This window comes from Paenibacillus radicis (ex Xue et al. 2023), assembly GCF_024722015.1.
Classification (GTDB): domain Bacteria; phylum Bacillota; class Bacilli; order Paenibacillales; family NBRC-103111; genus Paenibacillus_S.
The window spans coordinates 34465-50175 of sequence record NZ_JANQBD010000021.1 but is presented as its reverse complement, the minus strand read 5'-3'; the positions used below and the strand labels follow the sequence as shown (position 1 = coordinate 50175).

Sequence of the window (15711 nt, the reverse complement as noted above, 5' to 3'; positions counted from 1 at the left end):
CATTTCTTAAGTGTGTCACGCTTACCTGAATAGAAATAATAATGCTCCTGCTAATAACGGGGAGCTTCGCATATCCTACCAGCGGAACGATTTGCAGCCTTTCACCTTAAGGGCAGCTTCCGCTTTTATGCTGATGGATCCGCCATTGCCTCCATAATCATTATTTTTGAACAAATCCCGCACATCGTGCTTCAATTGACTTTCTTTACCTTTCGCTCCGGATTTTTTGAGATTCAACAGATCCGCACGGAAGGGTCCCACATCAGCCTTCAGAATGCCGCCGAATTCCGGACATCCTCCGTCCCAAGCAGTGCTTGCTTTAACACCAAATGTAAGAGAAGCAGGACCATGCGCTAATTTACCGGTCAATTCCGCGCTAATTCCATCAGTGGAAAGATCCTCCATCGGATTAAGATCCAATCCGCCCCCTACACCGAATCCGGCCTCAAGGCAGGAAGAGAACCCTTCATCCGTTACGCAAACCTTGCCGCCGCCGCCAATTCCTTCATAAGCGGAAGCTCCAACGCAGAACATCCCGCATGGATCGCGAAGCAGAACCGGGTTGTTGTTAACATAGGCATACAGATTCGCTTGACCGCTCTCGAAGAGCACCGGATCGCGCGCCGTCCATCTGCCTGAGGCAGAATCGTAATCTCTCGCCCCGAAACGAACTAACCCGGTTGCCCTGTCCTCCAAGCCTCCTGCGAACCCGATAAGAAGTTCAAAGGCCGGGTTGGAGTCGGAAAGCAGCACCCCATAGCTGTCATAACGAAGCTTCTTCACTTCGGCGCCTGCAGCGTTGAGCACCAGCTCAGGCGTACCGACATTGTCCGTAATGACATAATAACGTTGTCCGCCTCGTTCAAAGCCAATCAGTAAGGAATCTTCATTATAGTAGTAATTGGTTACCTCACCATTCGTGCCGACCGAAGCGGTAAGCATCTGCAACGAATGAGGATGGCCGTATAAATATTGGATTGTTTTCCCTGTTCCATCATCCCTTGCCGTTCTCCGGCCCAGAGCATCGTACGTGTACGTATACGTCGAGCCGCTCACCGTAGCCTCTAGCAGCTCTCCCCTCACGCCGTAACGGAATCTGTCGCTGCCGCGCTGCTTCAAGAAGCCGTCCGCATCAAACACATAGGCTGTTGCCCCTGCCTGTTTAAGCAGGTCATTAGCATCATACAGACTGAGCTCCTCAGGCTTGCCCGTTATAGAGCGGCTGGTGCGGTTTTTATTGACATCATAGCTGTAGGTTTCTGTGAATCCCCCGCCAGCCCTCGCAGATGAGAGCAATTGACCGTCCCGATCGTATTCATAATGGATACGATCTGCTGCCCCGCCAGCCATTGAAACCGTGCGATCTGTAACAAAACCTCTACTGTCATAGTCATACTCCGCGCCATATACAGACCGGCCATTCAATAGGTACTTCCGCTGCTGCAGCCGGCCAAGATCATCATAGGTGTTTTCCATGCTGAGCGCTCCGTCGCTGACAGTTGCTGCCCGGCCTCCAGGACCGCTAAGCGTGAAATTAAAAGGACCGAACCGGGTCATTTGGTTATCCTTGTTCCAGCCAATAGCGGTATCATAGACTACATTCGTCACGTTTCCGTATACTTGCTGTGTAACCGCCATATGAATATTCGTCAGGTTGGAAAGATTGTCGTACGTATAGTCAAACGTACCGGCCGCCTTCCCTTTATACGCGATCTTTTTAACATCCGATCCGCTGTACGTATATTCAATCGTTTGCTTTAACGCGGCATTGCCGGTTTGCTCGCTCATAATACTGCTTACACGGTCCGTTGCATCCGAATAGGTGAAGCTTCGTTTTACATCGGGATCATTCATAGCCGTAATTCGTTTACCACCGCTGGACTCATAGCCATAATCGACATTTCTTCCACTTGGCAGCGAAGCTTTGTTAAGCCGTTCTCCATTGTCATAATCCAATGTAACCCAAGGAGAAACGCCATCCGGCGCAAAGCTTTTAAATTGTCCCAGCTCATTAAATTGCTGATTGTATTTCATGCCGTTCGGCATCGTTAAGCCGGTCATTTGATCGTTACTGTCATAGTTGTAGCTGTATACTTTGCCGTTCGGGCTTTTCACAGAAGTGAGCTGATCTGCATCATTGTAAGTAAATTCCTTTTTACTGCCGAATGCATCGGTCATAGAAACGAGCCGGTTACGGTCATCATAAGCATATTGAACCAATTGCTCGCCCTGCTTAACTAGCTTCAATCGTCCCTTCGCGTCATATTCGTATTGGACAGGCTGAATATTTTGGCCGGGATATTCTTCTTTGAACACGCGATCGGAAGCATCCAAATAGGTTTTGACCACTTTACCTTCCGCACTCGTCTCCGTATAGGTTTTAGTTGCAGCATCGAAGGTGACGGTTGATGTATTGCCGTTTACCTTATACGTGTGCGTCAAAGCTTTAAAGCTGGAATCTTGATTTAACTGGACCGCACGCGTTTCCGTGAAGGTTGTAGTGCGCCCGTCGGGAGTGTTAATCTTCAGTTCCAACAACATAGGAACATTTTTACCGTACCTCGGATCTTCTCCTATCGTTTTCGTTGTCACTGTCCCATCCGGCAGCTCCACCTGCTGACTTCCGTCAAAGCGGAGCGTTGACTTAATCTTGGCTCCTGCAGGGTCTGTTGTGGTGCGAATAATATTTCCGCCGGAACGCTTGACCTCGTACACGGTCTTCTTATTCTCAGGGTCTGTAAAGGCAACCTGGTAACCGTTCTGGATTTTGGTGCGGGCAAGTGTTTTGACTCCTTCAGCAGCATTTTTCGCCTGGATGAGCATTCCTTCGCCGTCATACTGGTATTCACTTAGTTGCTGTTTAGGATCGGTAAACTGGGTCAGCAGCCCGTTCGCGTCATAACTCATCTTGTAGCTGTCCCCGGCTAGAAGCGTTACATTTTTTAGCTGTCCGGATCCGTCAACTGCAAGTGATGTCCGCTGACCGCCAGGTGCGACAATCGCCGTTGGCAGCCCCTGAGCATCCCGCTCAATAACCGTTTTGTTCCCGTCCCGATCCTCGATCGATTGCAGGCGTCCCTCCGTATCATATCCGAAGCTCTCCACCACAGTGCCTGTCAATGAATGGAGGGTATCCATATGACGGCCAGTATCTGCATCGAATTGATATAAAAATACTCCATCATCGCTTGGAACCGTGGTTCTATCGCCAAATAGCGTTGCTTTGTAGAAGCGGTACTCACCATATTTGGCTCCATCCCGCGAGCTTACGATTAAATTTCCCTTTGAATCCACATTCGAGAGATACAAATCGGTCGTCTTGTATTCCTCTTTAAGCTTCTTAAGGGTGTATGGATTAACCTGCTCCACAACCCCGTTGATAGCAATCTTGTAGAAATTTCCCGTAGCGCCGCCATATTGATAATAGGTTTGGAAATATATATTGCCCCGTCCATCTATTTCGAAGTCTATCGTATAGAAGCTCGTTTCAAGCGCTGATTGGCCATCTGCAATTGCCGGCTTCGTTGGAGGACCTGCATAAAGCTTCATCGTGCCGTCCGGATAAATGCGGCGAATCCAGGCCCTAGCCCCATAAAAATAACCGTAGGTGTCGAGTACATATAAGCTTCCGTCAGGACCGATTTGCATTTTTTCTATAGAACCGATTGTCTGTTTGTTGGCAATTCCGCTATCAGCCCCACTCCCAGGGTGGTTCACCTTAGACTCGTTCATGGCAACTACACGCCCGTCGCTTCCGACTTTATACAAATCCTCTGAAATCCCTATAAAATATAGATTCCCGTTAGCATCTCCCTTTATATCTGTGACATAATATAATTCAGCTTCAGTTGCCTTGATTCCATCAGGAATTAATGCACTCGGTTGTCCTTTGATCCCATTACCTACAACCACAGTCCACTCCGTTTCCGAAATCTTCTTTCTAAATAGTTTATATTGATTACTAAAGAAGACATATACGCTCCCATCTAAGCCTACAGCTAGCCGGCTCAGTTCGTAATTCATAGGAAAGCTTCCAACTTTATTCAGTTTATTAGTAGGGTCCAGCCTCAAAATCAGAAGCTCTTGGGTTGTGTAATTGGATGCCGCATAATACAGCTCACCACCCGCCCCTGTTGCAGTATAGCCTGAGAAAACTCTAGATTGAAGGTGGTTATCCCGTTCATAATTGCCTGGCATACCCGGATCACCGCGCAGGTTCAAAAACTTAAGAGAAAATGTATTTTTCTGCGATCGGGAGCCATTTCCCATGTACAAGGAATCGCTTACCTTATTAAATAAATGATGCGTATTCAGGCTCCAACCGGCAATACCCATCTTTTCATACGGATTCGAAGGGCTCGATATTTGTCCGTCCCAAACTTTGGAGGAAGTGATATAAGCCATTTCCAGGCCGCCAATGATCGTATTACTGCTATTTCCTATTCTCCCGAAACTCTGAACAACATCTCTATTTGCCGCGTAATAGACCGGTGCATAATGGTAAGTCACTGTAACTCGATACGGATATTCGCCGCCGCTCAACATACGCCCATAAACGTCTTTACCATCCCAAAGGTACGTATGCGTTTGGTTCGGAGCCGAATTGAATACTGTGCTGATAGACTTGCCCGCAATCTCAATTTTCACTGTAATGAATTTTAAAGATGCAGGAGTTGTTGCATCGCTTACAGGAATAGTGATCTTCGATTTATTTAAATAACCCGGGGTGCGCCCACTATCATGGTAAAGTGAATAAGAGGTTCCTGAAATCGGGATGATCTCTCCCAAGCTCTGATTTTCACATCCGATAATGGAACCCTTTTGCTTGCAGGGGTCCTCTTTATCGGCATCGTCTTCGTTCGGTTTCCTGTCCGGAGGATCAGTAGCATCGTCAGGCGGACCGTACGGCCAGTTGCAATCCCATGGTGTGAAATGCGCAACCGGCGAACGCCACAAGCTATGTCCCGGCTGATACATTCCGGCTAATTTCTTGCGTTCATCCACGGTAAAACCCAAAGCATTCAGCTTGGTATCATCATCCGCCACACCATCGCCATCCGTATCAATGTTTGCAATTCCTGCCTGATTGCTGATGATGGCGATGACTTTTCCGTTATCGGACGGAACCCACTGACCCATTTTACGATCGTAATACCCAATTGGAACGATCTCACCGACCGGGAAATTCAAATAATTATCCACATAATAATATAAGGGCTTATTAAAAGTAACCTCTGTCGCTCCCGCCTCGATAGCTTCATCCGCTGATAGCTCCACAGCATGGGTATAACCGACGAATGTCGGCAAATCGCCAGGCATGGACTGCGGCCCCTTCTCGCCAACGGTATACTCGGTCGCACGGAAATGAATCTCATCAAGCGGCACCGTCGTGCCATCTGCAAGCTTCATCGTTGCTGTGGTGCCTTGCGGCACCAGGATGGTCGGTGTGCGTGTTCCGTTTGCATCGACAACGGCGCTGCCCTGTGCAGCCTGCATCTCCTGGGCATTCGTAAGGTTAATCGCCGTCACCTTCGTATCGTAAGGCTTCAATACTACATCGTCCATTGTAGTGTAGTCGCCCCATGTGACGGTATGCTTGCGCTGCACACTCATGTAACCGTCTTTACTTGACACTACGGTCAAGCTGCCAATACCGGTTACTGCCATATCGAACATCCCATCCGTACGGGTAAGCGTCTGCCCCCACTCGCTATGGTTCAAAATAGTAATCTTGACTCCGGACAACGGATTCCCTGCTTCATCAAGCACTTTCCCCCGAAGCACTGCGGCCCGCTGCGGTTCGATAGCATTCGGTGCAACACCGGTCTGAACCGGATTGCTGCCCTTGTAAAGGAACTCGGTCATGGACGAAAAAGAGGGCTGGCTCGCCAATGATACTGGAGTTGCTACTTGACTCGGATCGGGCGGCAAATTGCCTGTGCCTTGATTTGCAGGCACAACTGAAACCGTAGCCGTTTTCTGCGATTCATTGCCATTGGTATCATAGGCAGTGATCGCCACATGATACGTGGTTCCGTTAGTCAGTCCTGCCACTGTATAGCTCGTAGCATTACCTGCTTGAATAGCCGGATTCCAATGGACTCCTCCGTCTGAAGACACATACACTTTGTAACCGGCCAGATCAGCTTCATTGTTGGCCGTCCAGCTCAATGCTGCCGCACTGTCACCTGGTATCGCCGTTAGCCCGCTTGGAACCGCTGGCGGTGTCCGGTCAGGTGTCTCGTTGCTGCGCGGTACAGCAGTGACCGCAGCCGTTTTCTGCGATTCATTGCCAGTCGCATCATAGGCAGTGATTGCCAGATGATACGTGGTTCCGTTCGTAAGTCCTGCCACTGTAAAGCTCGTTACGTTTCCTGCTTGAATAGCAGGATTCCAATGCGCTCCTCCGTCTGAAGACACATACACTTTGTAGCCAGCCAGATCGTTTTCATTGTTGGCCGTCCAGCTCAATGCTGCCGCACTGTCACCCGGTGTCGCCGTTAGCCCGCTTGGAACCGCTGGCGGTGTCCGGTCAGGCGTCTCATTGCTGCGCGGTACAGCAGTGACCGCAGCCGTTTTCTGCGATTCATTGCCAGTGGCATCATAGGCAGTGATTGCCAAATGATACGTGGTTCCGTTCGTCAACCCAGCCACTGTGAAGCTCGTTACGTTTCCCGCGTTAACAGAGGGATTCCAATGGACTCCTCCGTCTGCAGACACATACACTTTGTAGCCAGCCAAATCTTGCTCATTGTTCGCCGTCCACGTCAGTGCAGCCGTTCCATCACCCGCCACACTCGTTAATCCGGCTGGAATGGCAGGCGGTGTCCGATCAGGCGGCGGGTTCTCACCTGACTCAGGTGTAACGTTTACAGCAGCAGACTTCTGCGATTCATTGCCGCTAGAATCATAAGCTGTCACGGCTATTTTATAGGTTGTGCCGTTAGTCAATCCATCCACCGTATACCCTGTTGCCTTACCTGCATCCGTGCCCGGGCTCCAATTAGCCCCTCCGTCTGCAGAGACATATACCTTATAACCGGCCAAATCGCTTTCGCCATTAGCTGTCCATACTAACACTGCCTTCCCGTTCCCGGCAGTACCAATTAATCCTGCCGTCACTGCAGGCGGAGTGATGTCAGCAGGCGGCGTATTTCCGCTATTGCTACTGCGTCCCCCGCCTCCACCAACAGGCACTGCAGCACCTACAATGGAATGGGAGCCTGTTTCCAATGACTCACCAGCCGCAGGAGACTTAAACGTCTCCGGTGCATCAAATTTGCTGCAATTGCAGCCGGGGAGCTCTGTCAGTTCGGAGTCAAGCAAAACCACATCCTTCAGCAGCTGCTCATGGCGGAATACGGTTTCCGCATTCGTTCCCAATCCCTTCAGTTCTGAGACTTCAAGGTAGGAAAGCCGGTAAGTACGGTCCGGCAGGACATAAGCTTTGTATGAACCGTCCGCTCCTGAAACGGCGTAAAATGTCGGGTTAGTCGTAAAAGACAGAACTACGCCTTCAGCTGGCTTATTGTCTTTGTCGACCAATTTGCCTGTAAAAGCCGCTGCTTTCTCAGCGGTAATATGAAGTGATGCCGTGTCACTCTTATATTCCACAGACTGATAAGCGATTACACCGTCACCAACCACATGTATATCGTAAGCTCCTAAGGCCAAATCCTTGGTCGAAAATTGTCCTTGTGCATCGGTACGGCCCCAAATGCTGTATGCTCTTTTGCCTTTGATATGTATAAATACAGAAGCGTCTTTGAGTGGGCTGCCATCCGGCGCCGTAACGGAAATGGCTAACGGGTTAGACTTCTGCTCCGCTTTAGCATCGCTCCATCGCTTCCAAACCCGGTGAACCAACACAGCTGCTTCCGCCCGGGTCAGCTTTCTATCCCCATGGAAAGCCCCATCGTCATAGCCTTGGATAACACCCGCCTTGTACAGCGCTGAAACTGCCGGAGAAGCCCATTCGGGAATGAGTCCCTTATCTGTAAAAGACTGATCGTTCGGATCGGCCAGCTTCAGCATGCGGTTCAGCATAACAGCTACTTCGAACCGATTTACGTTCTCATTAGGATGAAAATTTCCGTCTGCATAACCTATAATAATTCCGAGGCTTGCGGCCTGATTCACATCGGGGGCGAACCATTGATCCGAAACGTCGGGGAATATGCCGTTTTTATTGTCCTTGGCATTGCCAGTCAGCCGAGCCAACCATACCGCAGTTTCCGCTCGTGTGACGGCTCTATCGGGTTGAAACGACCCGTCCTCGAAGCCTTGAATAATTCCTTCATTCACAAGTCCATTAATTTCCTGCTCAGCCCATGCAGGTAGCTTATCTGTTAGCTTCAACCCGCTGTTCCCTTTTGAAGCAGCAGGCTGATCAGCCGCGCTCACTGGTGCAACAGCCTGAAGAAGCAAAATAAATATCATGAACTGCAAAAAAACTTTCTTATAAGAGCGATAGCCCATATTTTAAATCCTCCTTCTTAATCCATGTGACAAATTCGACAAGATTGATACATTTTGTATCAAATCTAATAAAACTCTACCTTCTTTCAGCTAAAGCAGCCCTTTTCCCGAGCCAATTTCCCTCCGTTTCTTTACAGCATTCCCCTCTACTATCTTCCTAGAGAGCAAGAATTTCAGACAGAGCCTATAATCCCTTTTTTCAAAATGACTAAGTAATATATTTAGTGTGAGCAAGTAACAAGTAACTGAAAGTTAACTAACTGTATCTCATTTACCCAATACCGCTCATCCAAAAAGAAAAGACGCACCTCCTTGTTGGAAGTACGTCCTTGTATAGGTCGAGGATCTAGACTTTTCCCGATGCGGCTTGCCCTAACGTAGTAATAAGTCCGTCCATGCTCGTCGTATTTTTTTCATGCTGATATTGGGCAAGCTCGGACTCTCCTTTTTTCTCAGCCCATTTCTTAAGCGTCTCACGCTCACCTGAATAGGAATAATAAGGAATGCTATAGCCGCAGGAGGTTTTCACTGCATGAAGCTCTGCACATATGATTTGGCGAGTGCCTGGTAGAAGCTCAAATTGTGGCGCCCAATGATTCCATTCCTCTGTCCCGGGTAAAATAACGCGCCCCTTACCATACAACCGCAATATCATCGGAGGGCCTTCCAATGCTATGAACATAAAGGTAATTCTTCTGTTCTCCTCAATGTGGGCACTCGTTTCGTTCCCGCTTCCCGTCAAGTCCAAATAAGCGACTTCCGTTGGTGAAAATATTCGAAGCGCATCATACCCTTTTGGCGATATGTTGACATGCCCTTCTTCATGAAGTGGAGCTGTCCCTACAAAAAACATCCTTTGCTTTTGAATAAACTCCCGATGCTCAGGCAGTAGTGCTGTAAACAGTTTTCCCATTTTTCCCACTCATCCCTTCATCTTAATATTTACTCAATCCGGCATATTCAGATGCTCAGCTGGTTTTGTCATTCAGCCACAGCACCACGTCCTGCATAACCTCTTCGCGATTTGTTTCGTTCAACATTTCATGTCGGCCGCCAGGATACAGCTTGTAAGAAACCTCCTCCATACCAAGCTTGTTATACATACTTACGAGCTGCATGATGCCTTTGCCCATTCCTCCTACCGGGTCGCGGTCACCTGATAATATAAGAACCGGCAGATGCTTAGGAATGCGCTCCATATGCTGAAGACGGTGAATATCTACCAGCCCATGGAAAAAATCTCTAAAAAAGCGTGCTGAGAACACTCCCCCGCAAAATGAATCCTGTATATAACGGTCTACCTCTGCTTCATCGCGGCTTAGCCAGTCACTCTCCGTTCGATTCGGCTGAAACTTCTTGTTGTAGCTTCCAAAAGACATCGACATCAACAACGGGCTGCGATGATCATCCCCTTTCATAGAGGTTATAAGCTCTGCAAGGACTATCCCTGCTCGTATCGCTTGAGATTGTCTGCCGTTTGTGCCCGACAGCACGACTCCGCTTATTTTTGCAGGGTAACGATACATATATTGCTGCGACAAAAAAGAACCCATGCTGTGGCCGAATAAATAGATGGGCAATCCTGGGTGGCTCTCTGCTATGGTATCCGTCAGTTTGGCCATCGTATTTGTCATTTGGGAGAAGCTGTCCTTCGGTGTCAAACCTACCCGATCAGGCTTCCCTGCCGTCAGACCGTGTCCTATATGATCGTTAGCGTACACTATATAACCCGCGTCCGTTAAAACTTTGGCAAACCGTTCATAGCGCTCCGCGTTTTCCGCCATCCCGTGCGAAATCTGTATCGCTGCTCTCGGTGTTCCTGCACCTGCCTTGCTCCAACGATAAACGAAAATCTCTTTTGATTCCGCATCCAAAAAAGTAAAGATTTCTTTATGCAATGAGAACCGCTCCTCACTTTTGCTTCAATTCTAATATCACGATTCCTTTCAATAATTCAACTTCTACCGTTCTATAAAACAGGAGCCAAGCAGCTCGTAAGAGCGAAGCCGCTTCTCATAATCAGGAATTACCGAGATGACCAGAAACTCATCCACACCATATCGAGCGCTCATCTCCTCCAACCGAGCTTTCACTTGTTGCGGAGTACCAGCCACCAGCTTGCGCTGCTGAACAGCTCTATCTTCTTCCTCTTCTTGCCGCTCCTTCTCTTGCTCCTGCACCGGCTCAGCCTGTCCTTGTGGTCTAAACCATGCTGATGCCTCCGAGGCCAACTGCCTGGCTTCCTCTTGAGTTTCGGCGCAAATAACGCCAATGGCTACAATTACGCGAGGCTCCGGTTGAAGCCGTGAAGGCTTAAACTTTTGCCGGTACTCCGTTACTATCTCCAGCCCATCCCTATCGCTCATAAATTGTCCAAACACGTAGCCGGTCCCGAACTGAGCTGCATAAGAAGCACTTTTACTGTTTGTTCCAAGCATCCAGACCTCAGGAGGAATAGGCGGGAGAGGACGCGCAATTACCGGTTGGCCCTCTATTTGGTAGTTATGAACCAGCATCTCCATTAAAGCCTGCAAGGAATCCGGTAAATAACGAACATTTTCCAGAAAATTGCCGCTCAAAGCCATACTTACGTGTGCAGAGCCGCCCGGAGCACGCCCGATGCCCAGATCGATCCGCCCCGGGCATAAGCTGGCTAGCAGATGAAAGGTCTCGGCTACCTTTATCGGTTTATAATGCGGCAGCAATAAAGCGCCTGTTCCCAGTCGTATCCGTTCTGTACGGGCACCGATATAGGCTAGCAAAACCTCAGGGGATGTGCATGCAAGACCTTCCATATCATGATGCTCGGCAACCCAATACCTGTGATAACCGTGCTGCTCTGCCATGCGTGCGAGCTGAACAGCCTGTTCCAAAGCGGCTACAGAGCCTGCGTTCTTAAAAACCGGCACAAGATCCAGCACACTTAGCTGCATATCCGGTAACTCCTTTCCTACTGTTATTCATTATTCAGGAAATATCTGTAGCAAGCCAATCTATCTGATGGTGAATTCATAAAATTTTCCTTTTGGCAGAAAAATAAATAAACTGAGGTAAATAATGTAAATATAACATAATGTCCACAGTTTAGATAAGAAGTAATGATTTGTCTCAGGCCAGCCTCTATGGTAGGTTTAAATAAACGACTAAGCTGATAGGAAAAATAATAAATAATGAAGGAGCGTTATAAATGATGTCCAAAATTGCCAAAAACCTGACCGAGCTAATCGGCAACACCCCTCTGCTCGAGCTTGCAAACTTCAATCGTATGAATGACCTTGCTGCTACACTCATTGCTAAATTGGAATATCTTAACCCCGCAGGCAGCGTCAAGGATCGCATTGGATATGCCATGATTCAGGATGCGGAGGACAAGGGACTTCTGACCAAAGATTCGGTAATCATTGAAGCTACGAGCGGCAATGCAGGCATAGCTCTTGCTTTTGTAGCGGCAGCAAAAGGCTATAAGCTTATCATCGCATTGCCGGATAATTTTAGCTTGGAGCGCAGAAATCTGCTGAACGCACTTGGAGCGGAGCTGGTGCTGACTCCCGGGAATGAGGGAATGCCAGGTGCGATGAAAAAAGCTGAAGAACTCGCTGCCACGATACCGAACTCATTCATGCCGCAGCAGTTCAATAATCCCGCTAACCCGCAAATACACCGCCAGACAACGGCAGAGGAAATTTGGCGGGATACCGGCGGTACCGTTGATATTTTCGTCAGCGGTGTAGGGACCGGTGGGACTGTGACCGGTGTCGGAGAAAGATTAAAACAGCTGAAGCCAGATGTGCAAATAATCGCTGTGGAACCTTTCGACTCTCCGGTACTTTCAGGAGGGGCCAAAGGACCGCATAAACTCCAAGGTCTTGGCTCAGGCTTTGTTCCGTCTGTATTCAACAGGTCCGTTATTGATGAGATTGTAACAGTAAAAAGCGATGCTGCGTTCAATACGGTTCGAATGCTGGCCAAAGCCGAAGGACTGGTTGCAGGAATCTCATCTGGAGCTGCCCTATCCGCAGCCGTTCAAATTGCTAATCGAGCAGAGAATAAAGGCAAAACTATCGTAGTATTGCTGCCCGACTCAGGTGAACGTTATTTATCGACCTCTCTATTTCAAGACAGTCAGCTGCCGTGACGGCATGTCTTCTTGCAGCATATTGTGTTAGGAAGTTCACAATTTGGGCAAGGGGGTTCAATAATGACCCGTAACCATGTAAAAGCATATCGCTACCGCGTTGGTAAAAATCAATTCCTTGTCATCAACATCTACCAATCTGCAACGGCAAGCGCGGTACAAGGGAATGTTATAGCCAGCAACGCAGTCAATGTGCAGATTAGCAAGAAGAAACAGAAACGGCGTTAACCTGTTCAAGCAGTTGTTGGGCAGGCTCCTGAATCGATTATTATCGGAGGGAGGTGAGAGCTGTGCGTCGTAAATCAACAAACCGCCAAACGTGGAGCGAAGGGAAAACAAAGGTTATTGTGAAGCAATCCTCAAAGGCCACCATCGGTCAAGGAGGAAATGCCTTCTCCATTAACGCTTCTGAAGTGGCAGTTGTCCGAATTCGTCCGGGTCAGCAGTAAAAAAAAAGGCTGTGGAATCGTCAACTCTATGACGTATCCCCAGCCTATTTTGTTTTCACTCTTTAATGACAAGACCGAAAATATTTGCAAATAAAGAGGCTTGTTCCCGTGAGATGATGCAGCCCCTCAAATCCTCAACCTCCACACCTAATCCTGTAAACCTGCAATCACTTATATCAATGCCTTCCAGCTTCGTCCCCGAGAATTGTGCTTGATCGATATTCGAGCTATTCAAGTAAACCTTCTGCAAAGTAGAGTTGTAAAAATCTGCTTTGCATAACGAACAGCCCTGGAAGTCAACCTGTCTTAGGTTGGCAAAGCGGAAGGTTGCGTAATCACCGAAACAGCTATGAAAGAGCACATTTCTTAAAGTCGCCGTCGTAAAATCTAACCCGACTATTTTACAATTTCTAAATTCCGTCCGATGCAGGGTTGAATCACTGAAGTCCGCATTGGACAAATCGCATTTTTCAAAAATGACATCGGTAAGCTCAAGGTCCTTCAACGATGTTTGTGTAAAAGTTACATTTTGAAAAATGATCTTCTCAAAGGAAACTTTATTTGCATTTTGATTATCCATGCTGCAATCCGCGATTATACCCATGTTGAAATAGTCATTCGATTGCACACCAAATTCCGGAATCTCGATATTGGACAAGCCTGTTGGGATTTTGGGTAATTCTATTTTCAAGCTTTTTTTCTTATTGGTCATGAGGGAGCCTCCCTCTCGAAAGTGAGATCATCCTACCGATTACGACTTCATTACATCCTGCAGAGGTTCGGAAATGATCCGCTGAACATCCTCCATAATAACGCCCAACCGGCGCTCAGCATCAAATAAACGGCGAAGCGACGGATTTAAATTAATGACTTCATACAGCTTCTCCATCTTTTGCATCTCTTCTTGGGACGGCATTTCTCCGGACATCATTTTTTGCTGCAGCTCCGTTTGGCGTTGACGAAAGTCATCGAGCATTCTTTTGCTGTCCGCATCACCTTTAATCAGCTCATTAATTTCCTTGATCTCCTTAAGCTCGCTGCTTTCGCGAAGCGCTCTAGCCAACTCATAAGCTTTGTCATACATATTCATGGGTAATTCTCTCCTTTTAAATGATTTAATAGACAATGAAAAATAGACGGATGAGCTAACTTGCTTTTCATGGACGTTTCGCCAGTTTCTTTTCACAAAGGGTAAAACGCCCTCATATGATGAAGTAGTTCACTTGATGATTCATGCAAGTCGGCGCTGGGAAGGAGTTGCAAGAGTGAAAAGAACGAAGGTCAAGATTCAGGTTCAACATGCCGGCATGTACTCGGACGATCGAGTCATTATGCTTAGCGATGCGTTGGTGAAGCAATGGAAAATACCTACAAACACAACGCTTGCACTACGCTTTGGTTCCGCTAAACATGAGGTGAAGGTCGTTCCCATTCAGCAAGCAGGCGTCCTTCGGATCAACGACTCCATAGCAGCCAAATGGGGATTGTCAACCGGCAGTTCACTGTGCCTTCAGTATAAACCAACGAGCCGTGCGCTTCACATCGGGCCGTTAATTGGCGTTATGATCAGTCGTGCATATTCGGGTAAACCGGATAGACCTTTTGGAGCCATAACTACATTTTGCCGAGAACTGGATGAAGCTTGTAAATTGTACGGCGCAGCTGTGTACTACGTTACTCCTGATGATCTTAGCGGGCAAGGCGATACGGTCAAAGGCTGGCATTATGCAGGCAGATGGGTAAAACGAGCATTTCCGTTGCCCCATGTCATCTATAACCGGCTGACCTCTCGTAAGCTGGAAAACCGCTCCAATGTTCAGCAATTTCTTCGGCATGCCAAAACACAGTATCATTCAGCTTTATTCAATGAAAAATACTTGAACAAAACTGAAGTATTCGATGCGCTGCGTAAAGAAAATAGTCTCCAAATATATCTTCCGGAGTCCTACCTGCTGAAAAATTTGCAGACATTGAAATCGATGTGCACCAAGTATCCCACTGTGTTTTTAAAGCCCATTACAGGAAGCCTCGGGAAAGGGATCATTCGAATTAAACGGCAGGCTGACAACTCATTTACTTGTCATTTTACCAATCTTGGCGGCGTCCGTAAACAGTCTTATGGAAATCTAAGCCAGATGTGTGCAGCCCTATCCGGTAAAATCAAGCAGCAGCGCTATCAGATTCAGCAAGGTCTTTCCCTTATTTCTGTCGGGGATCGGCCGGTAGACTTTAGAGCGTTAGTGCAGCGCGATGAGCAGGGACAGTGGAGCATCACTTCCATTGTAGCCCGAATCGCCGGAAGTCATCACTTTGTATCTAATTTAGCCAGAGGCGGCACTTTGTCTACGGTTAAAGAAGCTTTGGCACGTTCCAATTCTACCGCAAGCTCCGGGGGAGCGGTTAAATTACGGCGGGCGGCAATCGCAATTGCCAAAGGCATTGAAACACAAATTCAAGGACATTTTGCCGAATTAGGCGTAGATCTGGCTTTGGATATGCAAGGGCGTGTGTGGCTGATAGAAGTCAATTCCAAACCATCCAAGGATGATAACACTCAGCTAACAGGTGAGAACAAGCTGCGTCCTTCCGTCAAGCAGCTTATTCAATACTCCCGTTACGTAGCCAAATTTTAAATGATTGAGGTGATCT

At 47.9% G+C, this 15711-nt stretch carries 10 protein-coding genes; 4 read left to right on the top strand and 6 right to left on the bottom strand.

Annotated elements, in window-relative coordinates; genetic code table 11:
* Window positions 1-75: 75 nt before the first annotated feature.
* The 4 genes from NV381_RS25890 to NV381_RS25875 form a co-directional block, all read right to left on the bottom strand.
* A complete protein-coding gene (locus NV381_RS25890; RefSeq protein WP_258216192.1) occupies window positions 76-8478 on the bottom strand; it encodes a fibronectin type III domain-containing protein in 8403 nt (2800 codons plus the stop codon).
* A 346-nt stretch (window positions 8479-8824) separates the two neighbouring features.
* The gene (locus NV381_RS25885; protein WP_258216191.1) at window positions 8825-9391 is read right to left on the bottom strand and encodes a pyridoxamine 5'-phosphate oxidase family protein; all 567 of its coding nucleotides are present in this window, start codon (window positions 9389-9391) and stop codon (window positions 8825-8827) included.
* 55 nt (window positions 9392-9446) lie between these two features.
* On the bottom strand, window positions 9447-10376 hold the full coding sequence (locus NV381_RS25880; RefSeq protein ID WP_258216190.1) for an alpha/beta hydrolase: 930 nt from the start codon (window positions 10374-10376) through the stop codon (window positions 9447-9449).
* A gap of 63 nt (window positions 10377-10439) precedes the next feature.
* The gene (locus NV381_RS25875; protein WP_258216189.1) at window positions 10440-11411 is read right to left on the bottom strand and encodes an LLM class flavin-dependent oxidoreductase; all 972 of its coding nucleotides are present in this window, start codon (window positions 11409-11411) and stop codon (window positions 10440-10442) included.
* 257 nt (window positions 11412-11668) lie between these two features.
* On the opposite strand from NV381_RS25875, the gene cysK reads away from it, so the two are divergent.
* The 3 genes from cysK to NV381_RS25860 all read left to right on the top strand — a co-directional run bounded on the left by cysK (window position 11669) and on the right by NV381_RS25860 (window position 13062).
* Window positions 11669-12613 carry a cysteine synthase A gene (cysK, locus tag NV381_RS25870; RefSeq protein WP_258216278.1) on the top strand — a complete coding sequence of 315 codons (945 nt, stop codon included), beginning with the start codon at window positions 11669-11671 and terminating at the stop codon, window positions 12611-12613.
* A 63-nt stretch (window positions 12614-12676) separates the two neighbouring features.
* Window positions 12677-12841 carry a hypothetical protein gene (locus NV381_RS25865; protein ID WP_258216188.1) on the top strand — a complete coding sequence of 55 codons (165 nt, stop codon included), beginning with the start codon at window positions 12677-12679 and terminating at the stop codon, window positions 12839-12841.
* Between the two features lie 62 nt (window positions 12842-12903).
* A complete protein-coding gene (locus NV381_RS25860) occupies window positions 12904-13062 on the top strand; it encodes a hypothetical protein (RefSeq protein ID WP_258216187.1) in 159 nt (52 codons plus the stop codon).
* Window positions 13063-13117: 55 nt separating this feature from the next.
* Here the strand turns inward: NV381_RS25860 and NV381_RS25855 are convergent, their stop codons facing one another.
* Both NV381_RS25855 and NV381_RS25850 read right to left on the bottom strand, forming a co-directional pair.
* Window positions 13118-13774, bottom strand: coding sequence for a pentapeptide repeat-containing protein (locus NV381_RS25855; protein WP_258216186.1), 657 nt, complete (start codon window positions 13772-13774; stop codon window positions 13118-13120).
* A 39-nt stretch (window positions 13775-13813) separates the two neighbouring features.
* Complete coding sequence (locus NV381_RS25850) at window positions 13814-14152, bottom strand: YlbF family regulator (protein WP_258216185.1); 339 nt, start codon at window positions 14150-14152, stop codon at window positions 13814-13816.
* Window positions 14153-14327: 175 nt separating this feature from the next.
* On the opposite strand from NV381_RS25850, the gene NV381_RS25845 reads away from it, so the two are divergent.
* Window positions 14328-15695, top strand: a complete 1368-nt coding sequence (locus tag NV381_RS25845) for a YheC/YheD family protein (RefSeq protein WP_258216184.1) — start codon at window positions 14328-14330, stop codon at window positions 15693-15695.
* The last annotated feature ends 16 nt before the right edge of the window (window positions 15696-15711 follow it).